Raw genomic sequence first — 24,434 nt, 5'->3', positions numbered from 1 at the left:
ACGGGGGTGGGCGGGGTCAAGCCGCCACCCGCGCCCCCTTGCACAGCCGCCCGCCGCGGGGCAATGACCCCGCCATGACCGACCGGCCCGATCCCGCCTCGCTGCCCGACATGGATGCGCTGCGCGCCGCCATCGACGCGCTCGACCGCGAGATGGCCGCGCTGCTCGGCCGCCGCGCCCGGCTGATCGACCGCGCGGCCGAGATCAAGGCCGCCGCCGGCCTGCCCGCCCGCATCGGCGCGCGGGTCGAGGAGGTCGCCGCCAACGCCCGCCGCAACGCCGCGGCCGAGGGCGTCGACCCGGACCTGGCCGAGGCGCTGTGGCGGGTCATGATGGAGCATTTCATCGCGCAAGAGGCGCGCGCGCTGGGGGAAACCGATGACCGCTGAGCTGATCGACGGAAAGGCCTTCGCCGCCGGGCTGCGCGCCCGCATCGCGGCCGAGGTGGCGGCGATGAAGGCCGCGCACGGCATCACCCCCGGCCTCGCCGTGGTGCTGGTCGGCGACGACCCGGCGTCCGGTCTCTACGTCCGCGCCAAGGGCAAGGCCACCGCCGAGGTGGGGATGGAAGGCTTCGCCCACCGCCTGCCCACCGACACGTCCGAGGCTGATCTGCTGGCGCTGATCGCGCGGCTGAACGACGACCCGGCGGTCAACGGCATCCTCGTGCAGTTGCCGCTGCCGAAGCACATGGACGAGGCCGCGGTGATCAACGCCATCGCGCCCGAGAAGGACGTGGACGGCTTCACGGTGCTCAACGCCGGGCGTCTGGCGACGGGGCAGAAGGCAATGGTGCCCTGCACGCCGCTGGGGTGCCTGATGCTGCTGCGCGACCGGCTCGGGTCGCTTGCGGGCCGCGACGCGCTGGTGATCGGGCGGTCGAACATCGTCGGCAAGCCGATGGCGCAGCTGCTCACCGCCGACAGCGCCACGGTGACGGTGGCCCATTCGCGCACCCGCGACCTGCCCGACCTCTGCCGGCGGGCCGAGATCGTCGTGGCCGCCGTGGGCCGTCCCCGCTTCGTGCAGGGCGACTGGCTGAAGCCCGGCGCGACGGTGATCGACGTGGGGATCAACCGGACCGAGGACGGGCTGGTGGGCGACGTCGATTTCGAGAGCGCCCGCGCGGTTGCCGGCGCGATTACCCCGGTGCCGGGCGGGGTCGGGCCGATGACCATCGCCTGCCTGCTGGCCAACACGCTGACCGCGACGGCGCGGGTCCACGGCCTGCCCGACCCGCAGGGGCTCACGCCCTGAGGCGCGTTACCAGCGTGGGCGCCTCTGCGCCCGCGCGCCTCACGCCCCGCCGTATTTCTTCCCGCTGCGGGCGATCAGCCAGTCCATCGCCGCCATCAGCAGCCCCGAGACCACGAACACCACGTGGATGATGACCAGCCAGCGCAGCTCGCGGTCGCCCAGCGGGGTGATGCCGGGGCGCCCGAGCTCCATGAACCGCTTGAGCAGGTCGATGGCCGAGATCGCCACGATCGAGGCGATCAGCTTCATCTTCAGCCCCGAGAAATCGACGGTGCCCATCCACGACGGCCGCTCGTGCTGCGCATCGAGGTCGAGCTTGGAGACGAAGTTCTCATAGCCCGAGAAGATCACGATCAGCAGCAGGTTCGCCGCCAGCGTCAGGTCGATGAGCGAGAGCGAGGCGAGGATCGCCGTCTCGGCGCTCATGGTCAGGGCCTGCGGCACGTAATAGGCGACCTGGCGCAGGAACACGATCACCATCATCACCAGCGCGCCGATCAGCCCGAGATACATCGGCGCCATCAGCCAGCGGGTGGCAAAGAGCGCGCGCTCGAACTTCTGTTCCATCGGGGTCCTCGTCGGGGTGGCTGGATCGGCGGCCGCATAGACCGGCGGGCGGGCGTCGGGCAAGGGGCAGGGGCCGCGCGGCCGCTCTGGCGCTCTGCAGCCCCACGCCCCCCGCAGCCCTTCGGGCTTTCCGCATCCGCCGTTCTGCGATAAACCCGCGCCGACGCCCCCTTTCGCCGCAGAAGGCCCCTCGCCATGAGATTTTTCGTTGACACCGCCGACATCGCCGCGATCCGCGAGCTGCACGAGCTGGGGATGGTGGACGGGGTCACCACGAACCCCTCGCTGATCCTCAAGTCCGGGCGCGACATCGCCGAGGTCACCAAGGAGATCTGCGATCTCGTCCCCGGCCCGGTCTCGGCCGAGGTCGTCTCGGAAAAGGCCGAGGACATGATCCGCGAGGGCAAGCACCTCGCCCAGATCGCCCCCAACGTCACCGTCAAGGTGCCGCTGACCTGGGACGGGCTCAAGGCCTGCAAGGCGCTGACCGACGACGGCCACATGGTCAACGTCACGCTGTGCTTCACCCCCGCGCAGGCGATCCTCGCGGCCAAGGCGGGGGCCACGTTCATCTCGCCCTTCATCGGCCGGCTGGACGACATCGGCCTGGACGGGATGGAGCTGATCGCCGACATCCGCACCATCTATGACAACTACGGCTACGAGACGAACCTGCTCGCCGCCTCGATCCGCTCGGTCAACCACATCATCGAATGTGCACGCATCGGCGCCGACGTGATCACCGCCCCGCCCGCGGTCATCAAGGCGATGGCGAACCACGTGCTGACCGACAAGGGGCTGGAACAGTTCAACGCCGACTGGGCCAAGACCGGCCAGAAGATCGGCGCATGACCGGCGAGGCCGAGGGCCATTCCGAGGGCCAGCCCGAGGGCGCGGCCGCGGTGGCGGCCGCCGCCCCGGCCGAGGGCGACGCCGCCGCGCTCTCGCCCGAGACCCGCGCCCGGCTGCTGGCCGAGCCGGGGCTGATCCTCGCCGACCGCGAGCTGATGCGCGCGCTCGTCGCCGCGCGCGAGGCCGAGCAGGGCGCCAACGTCATCGACATCCGCGGCCGCGCGATGGAAGCGCTCGAGCATCGGCTCGACCGGCTCGAGAGCGCCCATGAAAGCGTGATCTCGGCCGCCTACGAGAACCAGTCCGGCACCCAGGTCATCCACCGCGCGGTGCTGGCGCTGATCGAGCCGATGGACTTCGCGGGGTTCCTCGAGACGCTCGACAGCGACGTGGCGCCGATCCTGCGGGTGGAGACCCTGCGGCTGGTGATGGAGGGGGCCGAGGGCACCGCCCCCAGCGCCGACACCGGCCCGCTGGTGGTCGCCCCCGAGGGCAGCGTGGCGCGGATGATCGCCGCCGGCCGGCGCGCCCCGCGCGGCGACGACATCATCCTGCGGCGCGCAAGCGGCGAGACGCGGGCCGTGCACGGCACCGAGGTCGCGTCCGAGGCGCTCTTGCCGCTCGACCTCGGTCCCGGCCGCCGCCCGGCGCTGCTGGTCATGGGCTCGCTCGATCCGACGCGGTTCTCGCCGGCGCAAGGCACCGACCTGCTGCGGTTCTTCGCGCAGGTGTTTCGGCTGGTGCTGATCGGCTGGCTTCGGGAATGAGCCGGGCGCCGGCCCCGTCGGCGCCCCTCACCCCGCTGGCTCTTGCGCCGGCGATGGCCGATGCGCTGGCGCGCTGGCTCGAGGGTGAACGCAGCACCCGGGGCCGGGCCGCGCACACCATCACCGCCTATCAGGGCGACCTGCTGGCGTTCCTCGCCTTTCTCGGCGGCTATCACGGCACCCCGGCGCTGCCCGCGACGCTTGCCGACCTGACCCAGACCGACCTGCGCGCCTTTGCCGCCGCCGAGAGCGCCCGCGGCCTCTCGCCCCGCAGCCTCGCCCGCCGGCTCTCGGCTGTGCGGGGGTTCCTGCGCTGGATGTCGGACCGCGAGGGGTTCGACGCCTCGCGCGCGCTGTCGACCCGCGGTCCGCGCTACCGGCGCAGCCTGCCGCGGCCCATCGCCCCGGCGCAGGCCCGCGCGGTGCTGGACCTCGCCGGCGCGCAGCACCCGACGCCGTGGATCGCGGCGCGGGATGCGGCGGTGCTGACGCTGCTCTACGGGCTGGGCCTGCGGATATCCGAGGCGCTGGCGCTCGACGGGCAGGACTGGCCGTTTGCCGAGGCGCTGCGGGTCCGCGGCAAGGGCGGGAAAGAGCGGGTGGTGCCGGTGCTGCCCGCGGCGCGGGCGGCGGTGGCCGAATACCTGCGCCTCGCCCCCTTCGCGCCCCAGAAGGACGAGCCGCTGTTCCGCGGTGCCCGCGGTGGGCGGCTTGCGCCGGGGCAGGTGCAGGGGGCGATGGCGGCGCTGCGGCAGGCGCTGGGCCTGCCCGAGACGGCGACGCCGCACGCGCTGCGGCACAGCTTTGCCACCCATCTGCTGGCGGCGGGGGGCGATCTCAGGACCATCCAGCAGCTTCTGGGCCATGCGCGGCTCTCGACCACGCAGGTCTATACCGGCGTCGATGACGCGCGGCTGGTGGCCGTCCACCGCGCCGCCCACCCGCGAGCCTGAGGCGGGCCTCAGGCGGGGCGCGGAAACACCCAGATCATCCGGTGGCGGTACACCGCGCCGGGACGCAGGATCGCCGAGGGGAAATCGGCCCGGTTCGGCGCGTCGGGCCATGCCCCCGGCTCGAGGCAGACCGCCCCCCAGCGCTGCGCCACCCCGCCGCCCCGCAGCGCCACCCCCGAGAGGCCGTTGCCGGTATAGACCTGCATCCCCGGCGCATCAGTCCAGAGTACCATCCGCCGCCCCGAGCGCGGGTGCGCCAGCGTCGCCGCCGCGCGCAGCCCGTGCCCGTCGAGCGCGAGGCAATGGTCGATCCCGCCCATCGCCGCGATCTGCGGATGCGGGGCGGCCAGCCGCTCGCCCAGCCGCGCCGGGGTGCGCCGGTCGAAGGGCGTGCCCGCGACCGGCGCGGGCGCCTCGGGCAGGGGGATCGCCGCGGGCGTGACCGGCAGATAGCGCCGCGCCGCGACGCCGAGGCGGTGGTCCTCGATCGTCTCGTCGCCGCCCGACAGGTTGAGATAGGCGTGGTTCGTCAGGCTCACCGGAGTCGCCCGGTCGGTCGTCGCGGTGAGGATCAGCGCCAGCCGCACCCCCGCTGCATCCTCGCTCATCGCATAGGCGGCCTCGGCCGTGAGCCGTCCGGGAAACCCCTGATCGCCGTCCGGGCTGGACAGGCGCAGCGTCACCCCGCGCGGGTCGGACGCCGCCACCTGCCACGCGCGGGCATCGAACCCCTCGGCCCCGCCATGCAGGCAGTTCGGCCCGTCATTGGCGCTGAGCCTGTGGGTCGCGCCGTCCAGCGCAAAGGCGGCCCCGGCGATCCGGTTGGCATAGCGCCCGACCGTCACGCCCATGTAGGGGCCGCCGCCGCGGGTGGCGGGGGACAGCAGCACGTCGGCCAGCCTCCCGGCGCGGTCGGGCAGCACCAGCGCCGCCAGCGTCGCGCCCAGCGGGTCGATCCCGGCCCAGACCCCCGAGGGCAGGGCCAGCCGGATCAATAGGTGGCCCGCCCGCCCGACAGGTCGAACACCGCGCCGGTCGAGAAGGCGCAGTCCTCGGACGCGAGCCAGGCCACCATCGCGGCGGCCTCGGCGGGTTCCAGGAACCGCTTCATCGGGATCTTCGAGAGCATATAGTCGATATGCTGCGGGCTCATCTGGTCGAAGATCGGGGTGCGCGCCGCGGCGGGCGTGACGCAGTTCACCAGCACGCCGGTCTCGGCCAGCTCCTTCCCCAGCGACTTCGTGAGCGCGATCACCCCCGCCTTCGAGGCCGAGTAATGCGCGGCGTTCGGGTTCCCTTCCTTGGCCGCGACCGAGGCGATGTTGACGATCCGCCCGTAGCCGCGACTGACCATCCCGGGCACCAGCGCGCGGCAGGTCAGGTAGGGGGCGGTCAGGTTCACCTCCATAACCCGGCGCCAGATGTCGGGCGCGATCTCCCACGTGGGCGCGTTGCCGCCGGTGATGCCGGCGTTGTTCACGAGGATGTCGACCGCGCCCGCGGCGGCGGCGGCGGCGGTGACGGCGGCCTCGTCGGTCAGGTCCAGCCGGCGGGCGGTGGCGCCGAGGACGTCGGCCGTGGGCGTGGCGTCCTGCACGTCCCAGATCTCGACGCGGGCGCCGCTGGCGGCGAGGCGTTCGGCGATGGCGCGGCCCAGGCCCTGGGCGCCGCCGGTGACGACGGCGCGGCGGCCGTCGAGGTCGATGCGGTTCATGTCGTCTCGCTTTCCTCTGCGGGGGCGGGGCGGTCGGCGGGGCGCGGGTCGGGGCGCGCCGGCATCCCCGGCCCCAGCACCTGCGTCAGCAGCGCGAGCTGGTCGCGGTCGGCCCGCGCGCGGTGGGCGAGGTGGGCGGCGTGCGCGGCCTCGGCGTCGCCCGCGAGCACCGCCTCAAGGATCACCCGATGCTCGCGGTTCGAATCCTCGGGCAACGGCCGGTGCGGCAGGATCAGCCGCCGGCCGCGATACTGCTGCCCCCAGTATTCCCCGATCGACCTGAGGAGCCGGGCGTTGCCGCAGAGCCCCACGAGCGTCGAGTGAAAGTCGTCGTCGAGGTCCGACCAGCGGGCGATGTCCCCGGCCTCGGTCGCGCGCTCCATCCGCTGGACGAGCTGGGTCAGCCGGGCGGCATCGGCGGGCGCAGGCGGGCGGGCCGCGGCCAGCGCCACGGCGCGGACCTCGAGCGCCGAGAACACGTCGAGGATGTCGCGGAAATCGCTCACCGTCAGGTCGATCACCGTGACCCCGTGGCGGGGGCGGATCAGCACCAGCCCCTCTTCGGCCAGCCGGATCAGCGCCTCGCGCACCGGGGTCCGCGACAGACCCAGAAGCGCCGCGATCTCGGTCTCGAGCAGCGTCGTGCCGGGCGCGAGGCGGCCGTTCAGGATGCGGTAGCGCAGGTCCAGATAGGCGCGGTCGCGGGCGTTCAGCCCGCCCGCGCCGGGCGGCAGCGGGCGGGGCCGCGCGGCCCGGAAGGGCGGGGCGCCGGTGGCGTTCATCCCTGCGGTCCCCCGGCGGCAGCGTCGGTGTCGCGGATATGGGCGCGGATGACGTCCTCGAAATCCGTGTCGGCGGTGAACCCGAGGGCGGCCGCGCGGGTCGCGTCGAAGCGCCGCGGCCAGCCCGCCACGATGCCGCGGATGGTGGCGTCGGGCTGGCGGCGGATGCGGGCCACCGCCTCGGGCCCGGCGACACGGCCGAGCGCCGCGATCATCTCGCCCACCGTGATGGCAAGGCCCGGCATGGTCAGGCAGCGCCGCGCGCCAAGGGCGCCGGTGTCCATGGTCGCTGCATGGATCAGGAACCCGGTCGCCGAGGCAGGCGAGGCCATCCAGTGCAGCACCTCGTCCTCGACCGGCAGGATCGCCTCGAGCCCGGCCAGCGGCTCGCGGATGATGCCCGAGAAGAACCCCGAGGCCGCCTTGTTCGCCGCGCCGGGGCGCACGACGATGGTCGGCAGGCGGATGCCCACCCCGTCGAAGATGCCGCGGCGGGAATAGTCGTTGAGCAGCAGCTCGCCGATCATCTTCTGGGTGCCGTAGCTGGTCATCGGCGCGGTCAGGAACTCGTCGCCGATGGCCTCGGGGAAAGGCGCCCCGAAGACGGCGATCGAGGATGTATACACAACCCGCGGGTGGTAGTCGCCGAGCGCGCGGATCGCCTCGAACAAGAGCCGGGTGCCGTCCAGGTTGATGCGGTAGCCCTTGTCGAAATCCGCCTCGGCCTCGCCCGAGACGATGGCGGCGAGGTGGAAGATCACCTCCGGCCGCTCGGCCACCAGCGCGGTCACGGTCGCCTCGTCGGCGATGTCGCCGGTGCGCACGGTGATCGCGGTGCGGTCCGACCCGGGGGTGGTGGCGGGCACCACGTCGAAGAGCGTGATTTCCTCGACCAGCGCGCCGCCGAGGCTGCCGTCGGCCACCAGCCGGGCGGCGAGGTTGCGGCCGACCATGCCCGCTCCGCCCAGGATCAGAACCCTCATGCCGCGTCCCCCCTCGCTTGCTGATGTATACATTGCCAAGCGCCGGGGGGCGGATCAAGGGGCGTCAGGCGCCGAGCAGCCCGCGCCCGGCAAGGTTGCGCATGAGCGCCGCGGCCCCGAACCGCCACGGTGGGCACTCGGTCGACAGCCGCACGGTGTTGGTCAGCGCCCCGAGCGCCGGTTCGCTGATCGTCACCACGTCGCCCGTGTGGTGGGTGAAGCCCTGCCCGGGCGCGTCGCGGTCCTGCGTCGGGGCGAAGAGCGTGCCGAGATACAGCATGAACCCGTCGGGATACTGGTGGTGCGGCCCCACCGCCTGCGCCACCAGATCAGCCGGATCGCGGCTGATCTGGTCCATCAAGGACCGCCCGTCGAGCACGAAACCGTCCGTGCCCTCGACCCGCAGCGTCAGCTCGGCCCGGCGCACGTCGTCGAGCCCATAGCCCGCGTCGAACAGCCGCAGGAACGGGCCGATGGCGGCCGAGGCGTTGTTGTCCTTGGCCTTGCCGAGCAGCAGCGCCGAGCGCCCCTCGACATCGCGCAGGTTCACGTCGTTGCCGAGCGTCGCGCCCTTGATGCGGCCGCGCGAATCGACGGCCAGCACGATTTCCGGCTCGGGGTTGTTCCAGCGGCTGATCGGGTGCAGCCCGACCTCGGCCCCCCAGCCGACCGAGGCCATCGGCTGGCACTTGGTGAAGATTTCCGCGTCCGGGCCGATCCCGACCTCGAGGTACTGCGACCAGAGCCCCTCGGCCTTGAGGATGCGCGCGACCTCGGCGGCGCGGTCCGAGCCCGGCACGATGCCGCGCAGGTTGGCGCCGATGGCCGCGCCGATGCGGTCACGGATGCCGGCGGCGAGGTCGGGGTCGCCCGCCGCCTGTTCCTCGATCACCCGCTCGACCATCGAGGCGGCGAAGGTCACGCCCGAGGCCTTGATCGCCTGCAGATCGGCGGGCGAGAGCAGCCGGGCGGCGTCCTCGCCCCCCGCCGTCACGGCGAACTCGGCCAGCGCGCCGATGTCCTCGCCCGCCTGCGCGGCGATCCAGCCGGCCGGGTCGTCCATCTCGAGCAGGTCGCGCATCGTGGGCGCGGCGGGGGCGGTCACGTCCACCAGCCGGCCGTCGCGGTGGACCACCAGCGCCGGGCCGATTCCGGGCCGCCAGACGCGGCCGACGAACATCCCCTCGGTCGGAAGCGGCATCATTTCCCCCATCGCAGCACCACCGGGTCGACCCGCCGCGCGAGGTCGATGGCCATGGCCCGCGTCGCCGGGTGCAGGGGCGGGATCGGGTGGCGGCAGGCGTCCGAGCCGATCACGCCCCCCTCGACCATCAGCGCCTTGGCGGCGCGGAAGCCGCATTGCCGGTTCTCGTGGTTCACGAAGGGCAGGATGCGGGCATAGGCCTCCGTCGCGGCCTCCCGCTCGCCCGCGGCCCAGAGGTCGAGCACCGGCCTGATCTGGTCCACGATCGAGGCTGAGGTCATCGACCCCGTCGCGCCCGCGTCGAGGTCGGCCAGAAGCGTGATCGCCTCTTCGCCGTCCATCGGCGCCTCGATGGCGTCGCCGCCTTCGGCGATCAGCGCGCGCAGCTTGGCCGCGGCCTGCACGGATTCGATCTTGAAGAGCTTCACCATCTCGATCTCGCGCGCCATCCGCACCAGCAGCGGCACGGTCAGCTCGACCCCCGACATCGGCGCGTCCTGCACCATGATGGGGATGCCGACCTCGCCCACCGCGGCGAATTGCTCGAAGGTCTGGTCGGGCGTGCCGCGCAGCGTGGCGCCGTGATAGGGCGCCATCATCATCACCGCCGCCGCCCCCTGCGCCCTGGCGCGGCGGGCGCGCTCGACCGCGATCCGTGTGGCGAAATGGCTGATCGTGACGATCACCGGCACCCGCCCCGCGACGTGGTCGAGCGACAGGCGCGTCAGCGTCTCGCGCTCGTCATCGGCCAGCAGGAACTGTTCCGAGAAGTTGGCGAGGATGCAGATCCCCGTCGCGCCCTGGTCGATGATGCAGTCGAGCACCCGCGTCATGCCGTCAAGGTCGAGCGTCCCGTCCGCGTGAAACGGCGTCGGCGCCACCGGCCAGATCCCCTCCCAACCCGCCATCTGCGCGCCCTCCCCGCCGCTTGCGTCGCGGGGATTATGGTATACCATCCGGGCAGCAGCAAGCCGTGGAAGGTGGCCCATGTCCGACACCCGCGCCAACAAGCGCTTTCGCAGCCAGGAATGGTTCGACAACCCGAACAACCCGGGCATGACGGCGCTGTATCTCGAGCGCTACCAGAACAGCACCTACACGCGCGAGGAACTGACCAGCGAAAAGCCGATCATCGGCATCGCCCAGACCGGCAGCGACATCGCGCCTTGCAACAAGATCCACGTCTTCCTGATGGACCGCATCAAGGAAGGCATCCGCGCCGCCGGCGGCGTCCCGATGGAGTTTCCGGTCCACCCGATCCAGGAGACCGGCAAGCGCCCGACCGCCGCACTCGACCGCAACCTCGCCTATCTGGGCCTGGTCGAGGTGCTGCACGGCTATCCGCTGGACGGGGTGGTGCTGACCACCGGCTGCGACAAGACCACCCCCGCCATGCTGATGGGGGCGGCGACCGTGGACCTGCCCGCGATCACGCTCAACGGGGGGCCGATGCTCGACGGCTGGTGGCAGGGCAAGCGCGCGGGCTCGGGCACCATCGTCTGGGAAAGCCGACGGCTGCTTTCCGAAGGCAAGATCGACTACCCCGAGTTCATCGAGCGGGTCTGCGCCTCGGCCCCCTCGCTCGGCCATTGCAACACGATGGGCACGGCGAGCACCATGAACGCCATGGCCGAGGCGCTGGGGATGAGCCTGCCGGGCTGCTCGGCGATCCCCGCGCCGTTCCGCGAGCGGATGGCGATGGCCTATGAGACCGGCAAGCGCATCGTCCAGATGGTGCTCGACGACCTCAAGCCCTCGGACATCCTGACCCGGGCGGCCTTCGAGAACGCGATCCGCGTCAACACCGCCATCGGCGGCTCGACCAACGCGCCGCCGCATCTGCAGGCCGTGGCCCGCCACGCCGGGGTCGAGCTCGACGTGCAGGACTGGGAGACGGTGGGCTTCGATCTGCCGCTGCTCGTCAACATGCAGCCCGCGGGCGAGTACCTGGGCGAGAGCTTCTTCCGCGCCGGCGGCGTCGCCGCGGTGATGGGCGAGCTGCTTCAGGCGGGGCTGCTCAACGAGGGCGCGATGACCGTCACCGGGCGGACGGCGGGCGAGAACGTCGCCGCGATCCGCTCGACCGACCGGGCGGTGATCCGGCCGGTCAGCGATCCGCTGCGCGAGCGGGCGGGGTTCCTCGTCCTCTCGGGCAACCTGTTCGATTCGGCGCTGATGAAGACCAGCGTGATCTCGGCCGATTTCCGGCAGCGCTTCCTGTCCGAGCCGGGGCGCGAGGGGGTGTTCGAGGCGCGGGCCATCGTCTTCGAGGGCCCCGAGGACTACCACGCGCGGATCAACGACGCGGCGCTGGGGATCGACGAGCACTGCATCCTCTTCATCCGCAACGTGGGCTGCGTCGGCTATCCGGGCAGCGCCGAGGTGGTGAACATGCAGCCGCCGGACGCGATGATCCGGCAGGGGATCAACCACATGCCGACCGTGGGCGACGGGCGGCAGTCGGGGACGTCGGAAAGCCCCTCGATCCTCAACGCCTCGCCCGAGGCGGCGGTCGGGGGCGGGCTGGCGCTGCTCGAGACCGGGGACCGGGTGCGGCTGGACCTGAACGCCCGGCGGCTCGACGCGCTGGTCGATGCGGAGGAGTGGGCGGCGCGGCGCGCGGCGTGGACGCCGCCCGAGCTCGTCAACCAGACCCCGTGGGAGGAGATCTATCGCAAGGAGGTCGGGCAGCTTGCGCAGGGCGGCTGCCTTGAACTGGCAACGGCCTATCAGCGGGTGGTCAAGACGCTGCCGCGCGACAACCACTGACGGGGGGCGAGCGATGGAGCGTAGCATCATCATCACCGGCGCGGGCAGCGGCATCGGCCGGGTCACGGCACGGCGCTTCCTCGACGCCGGCTGGCGGGTCGGGCTGATCGGCCGGCGCGAGGACGCGCTGCGCGAGACCGCCGGCGACAGCGGGGCGCTGGTCCTGCCCTGCGACGTCTGCGACGCGGGTGCGGTGGACGCGGCCTTCGACCGCGCCGCGGCGGAATGGGGCCGGGTGGACGTGCTCTTCAACAACGCCGGGACCGGGCTGGTCGCCCAGACCCCCGACGAGGTTGCCCCCGACGAGTTCCGCCGGGTGATCGAGGTCAACGTCATCGGCGTCTTCCTGTGCGCCCGCGCGGCCTTCCGCATCATGCGGGCGCAATCGCCGCAGGGCGGGCGGATCATCAACAACGGCTCGGTCTCGGCCCACGCGCCGCGGCCCGGCTCGATCGGGTACACGACCTCGAAACACGCGGTGACGGGGATCACGCGGTCGATCAGCCTCGACGGGCGGCCGTTCAACATCGCCTGCGGGCAGATCGACATCGGCAACGCGCTGACTGAGATGGCGGTGCCGATGACCAAGGGGGTCGCGCAGGCGGACGGCTCGACGCGGATCGAGCCGGTGATGGACGCGATGGCGGTGGCCGACACGGTGCTGCACATGGCGTCGCTGCCCGAGGGCGCGAACGTGCAGTTCGTGACGGTGATGGCGACCAACATGCCGTTCATCGGCCGCGGCTGATGGGCGCCCCGGCCGAGGCGCTGCCGCAGGGGCTGTCGCTCTTCGACCTCAGCGCGCGGCGGGCGCTGGTCACCGGCGCCTCGCAGGGGATCGGGCTGGCGCTGGCGCGCGGGCTCGCCGCCGCCGGCGCCGCGGTGGTGCTGGACGCCCGCGACGCGGCTCGCCTCGATGCCGCGGCCGAGGGCTTGGCGGCGGCGGGCCACGAGGTCGCCACGCTGCCCTTCGACGTGACCGACCATGCCGCCGCCCGCACCGCCGTGGACGGGTTCGAGGCCGGCGTCGGTCCCATCGACATCCTGATCAACAACGCGGGCCAGCAGCACCGCGCCCCGCTCGAGACGTTTCCCGACGATGCCTTCCAGCGCCTGTTGCAGGTCAACGTGGCCAGCGTCTTCAACGTGGCGCAGGCCTGCGCGCGGCACATGATCGCGCGGGGGCGGGGGCATATCGTCAACATCTGCTCGGTGCAGTCGGCGCTCGCCCGGCCGGGCATCGCGCCCTACACGGCGACCAAGGGGGCGGTGGCGAACCTGACCAAGGGGATGGCGACCGACTGGGCGCGGCACGGGCTGAACTGCAACGGCCTCGCGCCCGGGTATTTCGAGACGCCGCTCAACGCCGCGCTGGTCGCCGATCCGGCGTTCAGCGACTGGCTGGCCCGCCGCACCCCTGCCGGCCGCTGGGGCCGGGTCGAGGAGCTGGTCGGCGCGGCGGTGTTCCTGTCGTCGGACGCAGCGTCCTTCGTCAACGGCACGGTGATTTACGTGGATGGCGGCATCACCGCCGCGTTGTAAGGATTGGGCATGACCGGGATTCTCGCCATCGGCCGCTACACCGACACCGACCGCGACGCGCTGGCGGCGATGGGGGCGCGGGCGCTGCCCGACCCGGGCGCGCTGGCCGGCCTGGACGAGGCCGCGCGCGCGGCGGTGCGCGGGGTGGCCTATGCCGGGCACGCGCCCTTCGGCGGGGCCGAGATGGACCTGCTGCCGGGGCTGCGGGTGATCGCCAACTTCGGCGTGGGCTACGACGCCATCGACGTGGCGGCGGCGAGCGCGCGCGGCATCACCGTGACCAACACCCCCGAGGTGCTGAACGACGACGTGGCCGACCTCGCCGTGGGGATGTGGATCGCGCTGCTGCGCGGGTTCGAGCCGGGCATCGCCGCCGTGCGCTCGGGCCGCTGGGCCACGGAGGGCGGGCCGCCGCTGGCGCGCAAGGCCACGGGGCGGACGGTCGGCATCCTCGGGCTCGGCCGGATCGGGCGCGAGATCGCGGATCGGCTTTCGGCCTTCAAGTGCCCGGTGCACTACTGGTCGCGGCACCCGAAAGAGACGCCGCCCGGCTGGACCGCGCACCCCGACCCGCTGGCACTGGCCCGCGCGGTCGACGACCTGTTCGTGATCGTGGTCGGCGGCCCGGACACCGAGGGGATGGTGTCGGCGGCGATCATCGACGCGCTCGGCCCCGAGGGGGTGCTGGTCAACGTCTCGCGCGGCAGCGTGGTGGACGAGGGCGCCCTGACCCGGGCGCTGGCCGAGGGGCGGCTGGGGGGCGCGGCGCTCGACGTGTTCCGCGGCGAACCTTCGGTCGACCCGGAGCTCGCGCGGCTCGGTAACCTGCTGCCGCTGCCGCATATCGACTCGGCCACGGTCGAGACGCGGGCCGCGATGGGGGCGCTGCAGCGGCGCAACCTCGCCGCCGTCCTCGCCGGACGGTCCCCCGAAACGCCGGTCAACTGACCGGACCCGACAGGCGAGGCGGCCCCCTTATGAGCGAAGCCAGCGCAACCCCCGACCCCGGCGGCAGCCCCGGCGACCACCCCGCCGAGGGGGCCGAGGTGGCGACCATCCCCGCCGCCATCGCCGACCGGCTGCGGCGCGAGATCCTGACCGGCACCATCCCGCCCGGCAGCCCGATCAAGGAACGCGACCACGCCGAGCGCCTGGGCATCAGCCGCACCCCGCTGCGCGAGGCGGTCCGCATCCTCGCGCAAGAGGGGCTGGTGACGCTGCGCCCGCTGCGCAGCCCGCTCGTCACCGACATGACCCGGGCCGAGGCGCTGGACGAGGTGGCGGTGCTGCGGCTCCTCGAACTGCACGGGGGCGAACTCGCCTGCGCCCACGCGACCGAGGCCGAGATCGCCGCCATCGCCGCGCTGGCGCGCACGGTCGAGGCGAACCACGCCGAGGGCGACCCGCTCGAGGTGTTCGACCTCGACATGAAGATGCACCGCGCCATCGTCGCCGCCGGCCACAATGCCGCGCTGAGCCGCAGCCACGAGGAATACCTCGCCCGGCTCTGGCGCATCCGCTATCTGTCGGCGCGGCGGCGGTCGGATGCGGCTCAGGTGCTGGCCGACCACCGCGGCATGGTCGCGGCGCTCAGGGCGCGGGATGCGGGCGCGATGCAGCGGCACATGGCGAGCCACCTCGACAACCTCAGCCGCAACGTGGCGCGGCATTTCGATGAGCTCGACGCCCCGCCACCGGGCTGAGGCGCGGCGCTACTCGCTGCGCTTCTCGGCGTGGTAGGGGCCGGTGACGATGGCGCACTCGGCGGCGGTGTCGCCGTAGGTCGCCCATTCGGTCGGCGTGGTCGGCCCGGGCGGGGGCAGCTCGTCGCGCTTCCACGACAGGTGCAGATGCGCCTTGGCGATGAACATCCCGGTGATCGGGGCGGTCAGGAACAGGAACAGCGCGATCATGAACTCGTGCCAGCTCACGATCCCGTAGCGGAACCACATCGTCGCCATCGACGCGATCAGCACCGCGCCCACCCCCAGCGTCGCCGCCTTGGTCGGGGCGTGCAGCCGCGTCATCGGGTCGGGCAGGCGCACCAGCCCCCAGCCGCCGACGACCCCGAACACCCCGCCGACGACCAGCAGGAAGGCGATGAAGATCTCTGCGACGAGGCTCATTCGATGATGTCCCCCCTGAGCACGAACTTGGCGAAGGCCACCGTCGAGACGAAGCCCACCATCGCAAACAGCATCGTCGCCTCGAAATACATCGCCGTCCCCTCGCGGATGCCGAACAGCGTGATCAGCGCGATCATGTTGATCGCCATCGTGTCGAGCGCCAGCACCCGGTCGCTCAACCCCGGCGCAAACACGACGCGGTAGAGGCAGAAGAGCTGCGCCAGCGCATAGCAGCCGAAGGCGAAGGCGAGTGCGAGATCGAGGAGGCCCATGCCGAACAGCGTCATGCGAAGATCTCCAGCAGCCGGGCCTCGTAGCGGCCCTTGATGTCGTCGAGCACGGACTGCGGGTCCGGCGCGTGCAGGCAGTGGACGAGCAGCACCTTGCCGTCCTCGCTCAGATCGCAGCTCACGGTGCCGGGGGTGAGGGTAATGGTGCCGGCCAGGACCGAGATCGCCTCGGGCGTGGTCAGCGCCAGCGGGACCGGCAGCCAGACCGGGCGCAGGTCGTGCTTGGGCATGAAGAGCACGATCCGGGCCACCGCGATGTTGGCCACGATGATGTCCCAGATCACGATGACGATGTAGGCGGCGATCTTGACCGGGTTGTGGATGCGGGCGCGGTCGGGCCAGTAGGGCGCGGTCGCCACCGGCACGACGAGGCCGATCACCAGCGCGAACACCAGCGAGCCCCAGGCGAAGCGGTTGACGAGCAGGATCCAGACCAGCGCGCAGACCAGCGACAGGACCGGGTGGGGCAGGATGCGGCGGATCATTTCGTGCCCTCCTGCCGCAGCAGCACCGCCTCGACATAGGGGGCGGGGTCGATCAGTTGCCGGGCGGTGGCCTGAGCATAGTCCATCATCGGCCCGGCGAACACCGTCAGCAGCGCCATGCCGGCGATCAGCGTGGCGGTGGCGGTCAGCGCGAGCCACGGGGCCGGGGCGTCGGCGAGGTCCTGGATGCACTCGTCAGGCTCGACCTTCGGCGGCAGCGGGCGCTGGTCGTTCGGCGCAACCACCACCCGCGCGGGCTCGGGGCCGTGCTGGTGGGCGCGCCAGAACACCGTCGAGCCGGCGCGGGCGAAGCCGTAGATGGCGATCAGCGAGGTGACGAGGATCACGCTCCAGATCAGCAGGGTGTGGTCGCTGTGCCGGCTGGCCTGCAGGATGGCGAGCTTGCCGAGGAACCCCGAGAGCGGCGGCAGGCCGGCGATGCCGATGGCGGCGGCGAAGAACAGCGCCCCGACGATGCCCCCCTGCGCGATGGGCGGCATTGGGCGCAGCCACAGGCTGCCGCCCGCGCGGCGCCCGCCGATCAGGTCCATGACGAGGAACAGCGCCGCCGCGGCGAGGGTCGAGTGGACCAGGTACCAGATCCCCGCCGAAAGGCCGGGCAGGCGGAACTGCGCGACCCCGATCATCAGCGTCCCGACCGAGCCGAGCGCCGCGAAGGCCGCGACCCGGCCGAGGTGGCGCGAGCCAAGGATGCCGAGTTGCCCCACCACCAGCGTGACCAGCGCCGCGGGCAGCAGCAGGTCGGCGGCAAAGCGCTCGATCACGCTGTCCGAGGGGAAGACGAGGGTGAAGAAGCGGATGATCGCGTAGGCCCCGACCTTGGTCATGATCGCGAACAGCGCGGCCGCCGGGCCGGGGGCGCGGGCATAGGTCGAGGGCAGCCAGAAGTGCAGCGGCACCAGCGCCGCCTTGACCGCGAACACCAGCATCAGAAGCACCGCGCCGGTTCTGAGCAGCGCGGTGTCCTGCGGCGGCAGCTGCGCCACACGCACCGCGAGGTCGGCCATGTTCAGCGTCCCGGTGACCGCATAGATCGTCCCCAGCGCGGCAAGGAACAGGCACGAGCCGGCGAGGTTGTAGACGACATACTGCACGCCCGCGCGCAGCCGCATCTCGCCCCCGCCGTGGATCATCAGCCCGTAGCTGGCGATCAGCAGCACCTCGAAGAAGACGAACAGGTTGAAGGCGTCGCCGGTCAGGAACGCGCCGCTGATCCCCATGAGCTGGAACTGCCACAGCGCGTGGAAATGCCAGCCCTTGCGGTCCCAGCCCGAGCCGATGGCGTAAAGCTGGACGATCAGCCCGAGCCCCGCGGTCAGCACCAGCATCAGCGCCGCCAGCCGGTCGAGCACCAGCGCGATGCCGAAGGGCGCCGCCCAGTTGCCCATGCGGTAGACCTGGATCTCGCCGCCCGCGGCCTGGGTCATCAGCCACAGCGCGATGACCAGTTGCGCGGCGGTGCCGACGGTCGAGAACACCCGCTGCAGCACGAGGTCGTGCCGCATCCCGAGGACGATCAGCGGCCCGAGGAAGGCGGGCAGCACGACGGGGGCGATGATCCAGTGGTTCATCGGGCGGCCTCCGGCCGGTCGGCGGGCCGGGCCGAGGGCTTCTCGCCCCCCGGCGCGACCTCGCGCCGGTCACCCTTCGGCATGTCGGCGTGGTCGTCGCCCCCCTCGAGGAAGGCGCCGAGCGCCATCATCACCACGACCGCGGTCATCCCGAACGAGATCACGATCGCGGTCAGCACCAGCGCCTGCGGCAGCGGGTCGGAATAGTCGGTGACGCCCTTCTGCAGGACCGGCGGCAGGTTGACCGACAGCCGGCCCGAGATGAACAGGAAGACGTTGGTGGTGTAGCTGAGCAGCGTCATGCCCAGCACCACCGCGAAGGTCCGCTTGCGCAGGGTCAGATAGACCCCGGCGGCGGTCATGAACCCCAGCGCCGAGGCCACGAGGATCTCCATCAGCGCGGCCCTCCCAGCTGGATGTCCATCGGGTGGACGTTGACCTTCTGCCCGGCCTGCCGGGCGATCCGCGACAGCGAGTTCAGCGCCAGCATCACCGCGCCGACGACGCACAGGAACACGCCGGTGTCGAAGCCCATGGCGGTGGCCAGCTCGAACGGCTCGATCCCGACGAGGTGGAAATACCCGAAGGCCGAGGTGAGGAACGGCTTGCCCGCGAACCACGCCCCGGCGCCGGTGATCCCGGCGGCGAGCGCGCCCAGCCCGATCAGCGCGTGATAGGGGATGTTCTGCCGCTCCTGCGCCCAGGCGAAGCCCGAGGCCATGTACTGCATGACCAGCGCCACCGAGACGATGAGCCCGGCGATGAACCCGCCGCCCGGCGCGTTGTGGCCGCGCAGGAAGATGTAGAGCCCGACCACCAGCGAGATCGGCAGCACCACCCGCGTCGCCACCACCAGCATCAGCGGATGCCGGTCGCCCGCGCGCCGCATGTCGTGGACCCAGTTCCTGAGCCGCGCGCCCGAGCGCCCGGTCAGCAGCGTCTCGGTCAGGGCAAAGATCGTCAGCGCGGCGATGCCGAGCACGATGATCTCGCCGTAGGTGTCATAGCCGCGGAAATCGACGAGGATCACGTTCACCACGTTGTCCCCGCCGCCCAGCTTGTAGCTGTTGTCGAGCATGTAGCCCGAGATCGGGTCGAACGCCGGCTCGCGCCGCATGATCGCATAGGCGAGCCCGCCGACGCCGAGCCCGGTCACCGCCGCGACGAAGGCATCGGCCCCGCGCTTGAAGTTGCCGGTGTCCATCACCGTCCGCTTGGGCAGGAAGTTCAGCGCCAGCAGCAGAAGGATGACCGTGACCACCTCGACCGTGATCTGGGTCAGCGCGAGGTCGGGGGCCGAGAGATAGACGAAGGTGCAGCTGACGATCAGCCCGATGATGCCGACCAGCACCAGCGCGAGGATGCGGCGGCGGTGCAGGGCGACCATCGTGCCGGTGGCGACCATCAGCATCACCCAGCCGACCAGCGCGACCGGGGTGATGGGCAGCATCGGCCGCGTCTCGGGCCCGACCTGCCCGGTGTGCCAGGCGACGAAGCTCGCCGCCACCGCGGTCAGCATGAAGGCGGCGAGCGCGCGCGACATCGAGCCGTTGGTGAAGCGGTCGGTGAAGGCCCGCGCCCACCGCTCGGCCGTGCCGGTCATGGCGTCAAAGATCGCCTTGGCGTCCGGGGGCCGCAGGCGGGTCCGCAGCGCCTCGATCGGGTGCCAGAGCGCCAGCAGCACCGCGCCGCCGGCGACCGCGATCACCGACATCCACAGCGCCGGGGTGACCCCGTGCCACAGCGCCAGATGCGCGTGCGGCGTGCCCCCGGTGACGGCCGCGGCGGCGGCATCGACCAGCCAGCCCACGGTCGCCGCGGGGAACAGGCCGGTCACGATCACGATGCCCACCAGCAGCGCGGGCGAGAAGATCAGCCCCGGGCCCGGATCATGGGGCGCGGCCGGATAGTCGTCGCGCACCGGCCCGAGGAAGACGTGCACGATCATCCGCAGCGCATAGGCGACCGAGATCAGCGCCGCGAAGGTGGCGACGCCGCCCACGAGCCACGGCATCCCGCGCCAGACGGCGTGGGCCGCTTCCTCGAGCATCATCTCCTTGGAGATGAAGCCGTTGAAGGGCGGAATGCCGGCCATCGAGAGCGACGCGATGAGCACGATCCCGAAGGTCAGCGGCATCAGCCCGCGCAGGCCGCCCAGTCGCTTGATCGAGCGGGTGTGCGCCTCGTGATCGACGATGCCCGCGGCCATGAAGAGCGCGGCCTTGAAGCTCGCGTGGGCGATGATGTGGAACACCGCAGCGATGGCCGCGGCCTCGGTCCCGAAGCCCAGCAGCATGGTGATCAGCCCGAGGTGGCTGACCGTTGAATAGGCCAGAAGCCCCTTGAGGTCGTCCTGAAAGAGCGCGATCGCCGCCCCGATCAGCATGGTCAGCAGGCCGGTGGTGGCGACGATGGCGAACCACTCGGGCGTCCCCGACAGCACCGGCCAGAGCCGCGCCATGAGGAACAGCCCCGCCTTCACCATCGTGGCCGAGTGAAGGTACGCGCTGACCGGGGTGGGGGCCGCCATCGCGCGCGGCAGCCAGAAATGGAACGGGAACTGCGCCGACTTGGTGAAGGCGCCGATCAGGATCAGCACCAGCGCCGGCAGGTAGTAGGGCGAGGCCTGGATCGCCTCGCGCACCAGCAGGATATCGGAAAGCCGGTAGGACCCGGCGATCTGCCCCAGGATCAGGCAGCCCGCGATCATCGCGAGCCCGCCCATCCCGGTCACCGTCAGCGCCATCCGCGCCCCCTGCCGCCCCTCGGGCAGGTGCTTCCAGAACCCGATCAGCAGGAAGGACGAGAGCGACGTCAGCTCCCAGAAGACCAGCATCATCAGGATGTTGTCGCTGAGCACGATCCCCATCATCGCGCCCTGGAAGAGCATCAGATAGGTGAAGAACGGCCCCGCCGCGTCCTTGCGCGACAGGTAGTAGCGGCCATAGAGGATGATCAGCAGTCCGATCCCGAGGATCAGGATCCCGAAGAGCAGGCTCAAGCCGTCGATGCGGAAATCGGCGTCGAGCCCGATCTGCGGCATCCACGGGATGCGGGCGGTGATGACCTCGCCCGCCATGATCGCCGGCGTGTGCAGCACGAGGCCCAGCAGCGCCAGCGCCGTCGCCGTCCCGCAGGCGATCGCCGCGGCCGATCGGCCCGCGCGGACCATCAGGCCGGGCAGCAGCGCCCCGAGGAACGGCAGCGCGGCAATCAAGGCTGGCGACATCTCAATCCCCCGTTTGGCCCCGTTTCCCAAGCGGGGCCATGGGTGTCAAGCAAACGGCGAAATGCCGCTAGGCGATGTTCGCGTTTCGTGCTAGCGGTTTGAAAAAACGCGGACGGCGCGCCCTCGGGCGGACCGGAACCGCCATGGCACGAGGTGAGGGATCGGGCATGAGGGTTCTGGGCATCGATCCCGGGCTGGTGAACATGGGTTGGGGGGTGATCGCGGTCGACGGCTCGCGCGTCACCCACATCGCCAACGGCATCGTGCGCTCGGGCGCCGACAGCCTCGCCGCGCGCCTGTGCGAGCTGCACCGCGGGTTGGTGGCGGTGATCGCGGCCCACGCGCCGGATGCGGCGGCGGTCGAACAGACCTTCGTCAACAAGGACGCGGTGGGGACGCTGAAGCTGGGGCAGGCCCGCGGGGTCGCGCTTCTGGCCCCCGCGCAGGCGGGGCTGACGGTCGGGGAATACGCCCCGAACGCGGTGAAGAAGGCCATCGTCGGCGTCGGCCACGCCCAGAAGCAACAGGTCGAGCACATGGTGCGGCTGACGCTCCCCGGCGTGGCGCTGGCCGGGCCGGACGCGGCGGACGCGCTCGCCATCGCCATCTGCCACGCGCGCCACCTGCAGAGCCGGGTGCTCAGGATCAAGGTGGTGGCATGAGGGCCGCCCGATGATCGGCCGCATCGCCGGGGTGATCCTGCACCGCGCCCCCGACCACGTGCTGATCGACGTGCGCGGCGTGGGCTACATCGTCCATGTGAGCGAGCGCACCGCCGCCAGCCTGCCGCGGGTGGGCGAGGCCGCCGCGCTCTATACCGACCTCGTCGTGCGCGAGGATCTGCTGCAGCTCTTCGGCTTCCCGACGCTGCTCGAGAAGGAATGGCACCGGCTTCTGACCTCGGTGCAGGGGATCGGCGCCAAGGCGTCGCTGGCGATCCTCGGCACGCTCGGGGCCGAGGGCGTGGGCCGCGCCATCGCGCTGGGCGACTGGGCGGCGGTCCGCAAGGCGCCGGGGGTGGGGCCGAAGCTCGCGCAGCGCGTGGTGCTTGAGCTGAAGGACCGCGCCCCGCAGGTCATCGCCATGGGCGGCGCGCTGACGGTGGACGCGGGGCTGGGCGACGCGGGCGCGGGGCTGGTCGAACCCGACGCCACCCCCGCCCCGGCGCCCTCGCCCCGCACCGCGGCGCCCAGCTCGGCCGCTGCCTCGGCCGACGCGCTCTCGGCGCTGACGAACCTCGGCTACGGCCCCTCCGAGGCCGCCGCCGCGGTCGCCGAGGCCGCCGCCCGCGACCCCGCCGCCCCCACCCCCGCGCTGATCCGCGCCGCGCTGCGGGCGCTGGCGCCGAAGGAGTGACGTCGGATCGGCGCGCGCCGAAAGGGTTGCGCGCCCCCGAGGACTGGGGCCTGATCGAGACCGGACCAAGGAGACGACGCGCATGAACGGCTACACCCGCACCTTCGTCCTCATGGCGGCGCTCACCGCGCTGGTGATGGGACTCGGCTGGCTTCTGGGCGGGCAGGGCGGCGCGATCATGGCGCTGGTCTTTGCCGGGGCCACGAACCTCTGGGCGTGGTGGAACAGCGACAAGGCGGTGCTGCGCCAGCAGCAGGCGATCCCCGTGACCGAGGCGAACGGCGCCGAGCTGGTGGCGCTGGTGCGCGCGCTGGCCGACCGCGCGGGGCTGCCGATGCCCGCGGTCTACATCCTGCCCGCCGAGCAGCCGAACGCCTTTGCCACCGGCCGAAATCCGCAGAATGCCGCCGTGGCGGTCTCGCAGGGGCTTCTGCGGACCCTCGACCGCGACGAGCTGGCCGGGGTGATCGCCCATGAGCTGGCCCATATCCGCCAGCGCGACACGCTGACCATGACGGTGACGGCGACGCTCGCCGGCGCCATCGCCATGCTCGGCAACATGATGATGTTCGCGGGCGGCCGCGACGGGCGCGGCGGCGGGATCGGGCGGCTGGTGGCGATGTTCGTCGCGCCGTTCGCCGCGGGGCTGGTGCAGATGGCGATCTCGCGCACCCGGGAATACGAGGCCGACCGCATCGGCGCCGAGATCTCTGGCCAGCCGCTCAAGCTCGCCTCGGCGCTGGCCAAGATCGCCAACGCGGCCGGGCGGACGGTGAACCTGCCGGCCGAGCGGAACCCGGCCTCGGCCTCGATGTTCATCGTCAACCCGCTGGGGGCGCTGAAGATGGACGCCATGTTCGCCACCCACCCGCCGACCCAGGACCGCATCGACCGGCTGGCCGCGATGGCCGGCACCCGCACCCCCGGCGTCGTCCGTTGAGCCAGCCCGACCCTACCCTGCGCCCCGCGCCGATGGAGGGCGACGCCGAGGATCGCGCCCTGCGCCCGCAGAAGCTCGAGGAGTTCATCGGCCAGGCCGAGGCGCGCGCCAACCTGCGCGTCTTCATCGACAGCGCCCGGATGCGCGGGCAGGCGATGGACCACACGCTGTTCCATGGCCCCCCCGGCTTAGGCAAGACCACGCTCGCGCAGATCATGGCGCGCGAGCTGGGGGTGAACTTCAAGATGACATCCGGGCCGGTGCTGGCGCGGGCGGGCGATCTGGCCGCGATCCTGACCAACCTCGACGCCCGCGACGTGCTGTTCATCGACGAGATCCACCGCATGAACCCGGCGGTCGAAGAAATCCTCTACCCGGCGATGGAGGATTTCGAGCTCGACCTCGTGATCGGCGAGGGGCCGGCGGCGCGCACGGTGCGGATCGAGCTGCAGCCCTTCACGCTGGTCGGCGCGACGACCCGTCTGGGGCTGCTGACGACCCCGCTGCGCGACCGCTTCGGCATCCCGACGCGGCTGCAGTTCTACACCGTCGATGAGCTCGACCAGATCGTCGCCCGCGGCGCCCGGCTGATGGGCGTCCACGCCGATGCCGAGGGCACGCGCGAGATCGCGCGCCGCGCCCGCGGCACCCCGCGGATCGCCGGGCGGCTCTTGCGCCGGGTGGTGGATTTCGCGCTGGTCGAGGGCGACGGGCGGCTGGACCGGGCGCTCGCCGACCGGGCGCTGACGCGGCTGGGGGTGGACGACCTCGGGCTCGACGGCGCCGACCGGCGCTATCTGACGCTGATGGCCGAGCATTACGGCGGCGGCCCGGTCGGCGTGGAAACGCTTTCCGCGGCGCTGTCGGAAAGCCGCGACGCGATCGAGGAGGTGATCGAGCCCTATCTCCTCCAGCAGGGGCTGATCCAGCGGACACCGCGCGGGCGGATGCTGGGGGCGACCGGCTGGCGGCATCTGGGGCTCGAGATGCCGCGCACGGCGCAGGCGGGATTGTTCGAGGAGTAGG

At 72.1% G+C, this 24,434-nt stretch carries 27 protein-coding genes; 14 read left to right on the top strand and 13 right to left on the bottom strand.

Going from position 1 to position 24,434, the window contains the following annotated elements; genetic code table 11:
* Positions 1-74 precede the first annotated feature (74 nt).
* Both BLW17_RS10150 and folD read left to right on the top strand, forming a co-directional pair.
* Positions 75-389 (top strand): chorismate mutase, encoded by a 315-nt coding sequence (locus tag BLW17_RS10150; protein ID WP_036735386.1) that lies wholly within the window; start codon positions 75-77, stop codon positions 387-389.
* Entirely contained in the window at positions 379-1,257 is an 879-nt protein-coding gene (folD, locus tag BLW17_RS10145) for a bifunctional methylenetetrahydrofolate dehydrogenase/methenyltetrahydrofolate cyclohydrolase FolD (RefSeq protein WP_036704899.1), read from the top strand. The genes BLW17_RS10150 and folD overlap by 11 nt, the downstream gene beginning before the upstream one ends.
* A 39-nt stretch (positions 1,258-1,296) precedes the next feature.
* On the opposite strand, the gene BLW17_RS10140 is transcribed toward folD, so the two are convergent.
* Positions 1,297-1,824 (bottom strand): TIGR00645 family protein, encoded by a 528-nt coding sequence (locus BLW17_RS10140; RefSeq protein ID WP_036704900.1) that lies wholly within the window; start codon positions 1,822-1,824, stop codon positions 1,297-1,299.
* A 195-nt stretch (positions 1,825-2,019) separates the two neighbouring features.
* Here BLW17_RS10140 and fsa point away from each other — a divergent pair, with 195 nt between their 5' ends.
* From fsa to BLW17_RS10125, 3 genes are read left to right on the top strand one after another with little or no spacing between them, the layout of a single operon-like run.
* Complete coding sequence (gene fsa / locus BLW17_RS10135) at positions 2,020-2,676, top strand: fructose-6-phosphate aldolase (RefSeq protein WP_036704902.1); 657 nt, start codon at positions 2,020-2,022, stop codon at positions 2,674-2,676.
* Positions 2,673-3,443, top strand: a complete 771-nt coding sequence (locus BLW17_RS10130; RefSeq protein WP_081969210.1) for a DUF484 family protein — start codon at positions 2,673-2,675, stop codon at positions 3,441-3,443. Before fsa ends, BLW17_RS10130 begins: the two co-directional genes overlap by 4 nt.
* Positions 3,440-4,396, top strand: coding sequence for a tyrosine recombinase XerC (locus tag BLW17_RS10125; protein ID WP_052176542.1), 957 nt, complete (start codon positions 3,440-3,442; stop codon positions 4,394-4,396). Before BLW17_RS10130 ends, BLW17_RS10125 begins: the two co-directional genes overlap by 4 nt.
* A gap of 8 nt (positions 4,397-4,404) precedes the next feature.
* On the opposite strand, the gene BLW17_RS10120 is transcribed toward BLW17_RS10125, so the two are convergent.
* The 6 genes from BLW17_RS10120 to BLW17_RS10095 form a co-directional block, all read right to left on the bottom strand.
* Positions 4,405-5,391 carry an aldose epimerase family protein gene (locus BLW17_RS10120; protein ID WP_170835598.1) on the bottom strand — a complete coding sequence of 329 codons (987 nt, stop codon included), beginning with the start codon at positions 5,389-5,391 and terminating at the stop codon, positions 4,405-4,407.
* Positions 5,388-6,110, bottom strand: a complete 723-nt coding sequence (locus BLW17_RS10115) for an SDR family oxidoreductase (protein ID WP_036737064.1) — start codon at positions 6,108-6,110, stop codon at positions 5,388-5,390. The genes BLW17_RS10120 and BLW17_RS10115 overlap by 4 nt, the downstream gene beginning before the upstream one ends.
* Positions 6,107-6,892 carry a GntR family transcriptional regulator gene (locus BLW17_RS10110; RefSeq protein ID WP_074826533.1) on the bottom strand — a complete coding sequence of 262 codons (786 nt, stop codon included), beginning with the start codon at positions 6,890-6,892 and terminating at the stop codon, positions 6,107-6,109. The genes BLW17_RS10115 and BLW17_RS10110 overlap by 4 nt, the downstream gene beginning before the upstream one ends.
* Positions 6,889-7,875 (bottom strand): D-erythronate dehydrogenase, encoded by a 987-nt coding sequence (gene denD, locus BLW17_RS10105; RefSeq protein ID WP_036734336.1) that lies wholly within the window; start codon positions 7,873-7,875, stop codon positions 6,889-6,891. Before denD ends, BLW17_RS10110 begins: the two co-directional genes overlap by 4 nt.
* A 64-nt stretch (positions 7,876-7,939) precedes the next feature.
* Positions 7,940-9,076 (bottom strand): fumarylacetoacetate hydrolase family protein, encoded by a 1,137-nt coding sequence (locus tag BLW17_RS10100; RefSeq protein WP_425287088.1) that lies wholly within the window; start codon positions 9,074-9,076, stop codon positions 7,940-7,942.
* Positions 9,076-9,987: a dihydrodipicolinate synthase family protein gene (locus BLW17_RS10095; protein WP_036734339.1), complete on the bottom strand. Its 912-nt coding sequence runs from the start codon at positions 9,985-9,987 to the stop codon at positions 9,076-9,078. Before BLW17_RS10095 ends, BLW17_RS10100 begins: the two co-directional genes overlap by 1 nt.
* A gap of 79 nt (positions 9,988-10,066) precedes the next feature.
* On the opposite strand from BLW17_RS10095, the gene BLW17_RS10090 reads away from it, so the two are divergent.
* From BLW17_RS10090 to BLW17_RS10070, 5 genes are read left to right on the top strand one after another with little or no spacing between them, the layout of a single operon-like run.
* Entirely contained in the window at positions 10,067-11,848 is a 1,782-nt protein-coding gene (locus BLW17_RS10090; RefSeq protein WP_036734341.1) for an IlvD/Edd family dehydratase, read from the top strand.
* A 13-nt stretch (positions 11,849-11,861) separates the two neighbouring features.
* Entirely contained in the window at positions 11,862-12,596 is a 735-nt protein-coding gene (locus BLW17_RS10085; protein ID WP_036734343.1) for an SDR family oxidoreductase, read from the top strand.
* Entirely contained in the window at positions 12,596-13,390 is a 795-nt protein-coding gene (locus BLW17_RS10080; RefSeq protein ID WP_036734345.1) for an SDR family oxidoreductase, read from the top strand. Before BLW17_RS10085 ends, BLW17_RS10080 begins: the two co-directional genes overlap by 1 nt.
* A gap of 9 nt (positions 13,391-13,399) precedes the next feature.
* Entirely contained in the window at positions 13,400-14,338 is a 939-nt protein-coding gene (locus tag BLW17_RS10075) for a 2-hydroxyacid dehydrogenase (RefSeq protein WP_036734347.1), read from the top strand.
* A 29-nt stretch (positions 14,339-14,367) separates the two neighbouring features.
* The gene (locus BLW17_RS10070; RefSeq protein WP_052176457.1) at positions 14,368-15,093 is read left to right on the top strand and encodes a GntR family transcriptional regulator; all 726 of its coding nucleotides are present in this window, start codon (positions 14,368-14,370) and stop codon (positions 15,091-15,093) included.
* Positions 15,094-15,102: 9 nt separating this feature from the next.
* Here the strand turns inward: BLW17_RS10070 and BLW17_RS10065 are convergent, their stop codons facing one another.
* The 6 genes from BLW17_RS10065 to BLW17_RS10040 are packed head-to-tail and all read right to left on the bottom strand — an operon-like array spanning position 15,103 to position 21,112.
* Positions 15,103-15,516 (bottom strand): Na+/H+ antiporter subunit G, encoded by a 414-nt coding sequence (locus tag BLW17_RS10065; protein WP_052171828.1) that lies wholly within the window; start codon positions 15,514-15,516, stop codon positions 15,103-15,105.
* Positions 15,513-15,803, bottom strand: a complete 291-nt coding sequence (locus tag BLW17_RS10060; protein WP_231555327.1) for a K+/H+ antiporter subunit F — start codon at positions 15,801-15,803, stop codon at positions 15,513-15,515. Before BLW17_RS10060 ends, BLW17_RS10065 begins: the two co-directional genes overlap by 4 nt.
* On the bottom strand, positions 15,800-16,291 hold the full coding sequence (locus BLW17_RS10055; protein ID WP_036702756.1) for a Na+/H+ antiporter subunit E: 492 nt from the start codon (positions 16,289-16,291) through the stop codon (positions 15,800-15,802). The genes BLW17_RS10060 and BLW17_RS10055 overlap by 4 nt, the downstream gene beginning before the upstream one ends.
* On the bottom strand, positions 16,288-17,883 hold the full coding sequence (locus BLW17_RS10050; protein ID WP_036734349.1) for a monovalent cation/H+ antiporter subunit D: 1,596 nt from the start codon (positions 17,881-17,883) through the stop codon (positions 16,288-16,290). Before BLW17_RS10050 ends, BLW17_RS10055 begins: the two co-directional genes overlap by 4 nt.
* Complete coding sequence (locus BLW17_RS10045) at positions 17,880-18,278, bottom strand: Na+/H+ antiporter subunit C (protein WP_052171829.1); 399 nt, start codon at positions 18,276-18,278, stop codon at positions 17,880-17,882. The genes BLW17_RS10050 and BLW17_RS10045 overlap by 4 nt, the downstream gene beginning before the upstream one ends.
* Positions 18,278-21,112, bottom strand: coding sequence for a monovalent cation/H+ antiporter subunit A (locus tag BLW17_RS10040; RefSeq protein WP_036734351.1), 2,835 nt, complete (start codon positions 21,110-21,112; stop codon positions 18,278-18,280). The genes BLW17_RS10045 and BLW17_RS10040 overlap by 1 nt, the downstream gene beginning before the upstream one ends.
* 167 nt (positions 21,113-21,279) lie before the next feature.
* Between BLW17_RS10040 and ruvC the strand changes: the two genes are divergently transcribed.
* The 4 genes from ruvC (at position 21,280) to ruvB (ending at position 24,433) form a co-directional block, all read left to right on the top strand.
* Complete coding sequence (ruvC, locus tag BLW17_RS10035) at positions 21,280-21,774, top strand: crossover junction endodeoxyribonuclease RuvC (RefSeq protein WP_036702760.1); 495 nt, start codon at positions 21,280-21,282, stop codon at positions 21,772-21,774.
* Between the two features lie 10 nt (positions 21,775-21,784).
* A complete protein-coding gene (ruvA, locus tag BLW17_RS10030; protein WP_036710525.1) occupies positions 21,785-22,468 on the top strand; it encodes a Holliday junction branch migration protein RuvA in 684 nt (227 codons plus the stop codon).
* An 82-nt stretch (positions 22,469-22,550) separates the two neighbouring features.
* Positions 22,551-23,408, top strand: coding sequence for a M48 family metalloprotease (locus BLW17_RS10025; protein ID WP_036734353.1), 858 nt, complete (start codon positions 22,551-22,553; stop codon positions 23,406-23,408).
* Positions 23,405-24,433, top strand: a complete 1,029-nt coding sequence (gene ruvB / locus BLW17_RS10020; protein WP_036734356.1) for a Holliday junction branch migration DNA helicase RuvB — start codon at positions 23,405-23,407, stop codon at positions 24,431-24,433. Before BLW17_RS10025 ends, ruvB begins: the two co-directional genes overlap by 4 nt.
* Position 24,434 lies beyond the last annotated feature (1 nt).

It is taken from the genome of Paracoccus sanguinis, from assembly GCF_900106665.1.
Lineage (GTDB): Bacteria > Pseudomonadota > Alphaproteobacteria > Rhodobacterales > Rhodobacteraceae > Paracoccus > Paracoccus panacisoli.
Note: the sequence above shows the minus strand (reverse complement) of the source record. Positions and strands in the feature narration are given on the sequence as shown.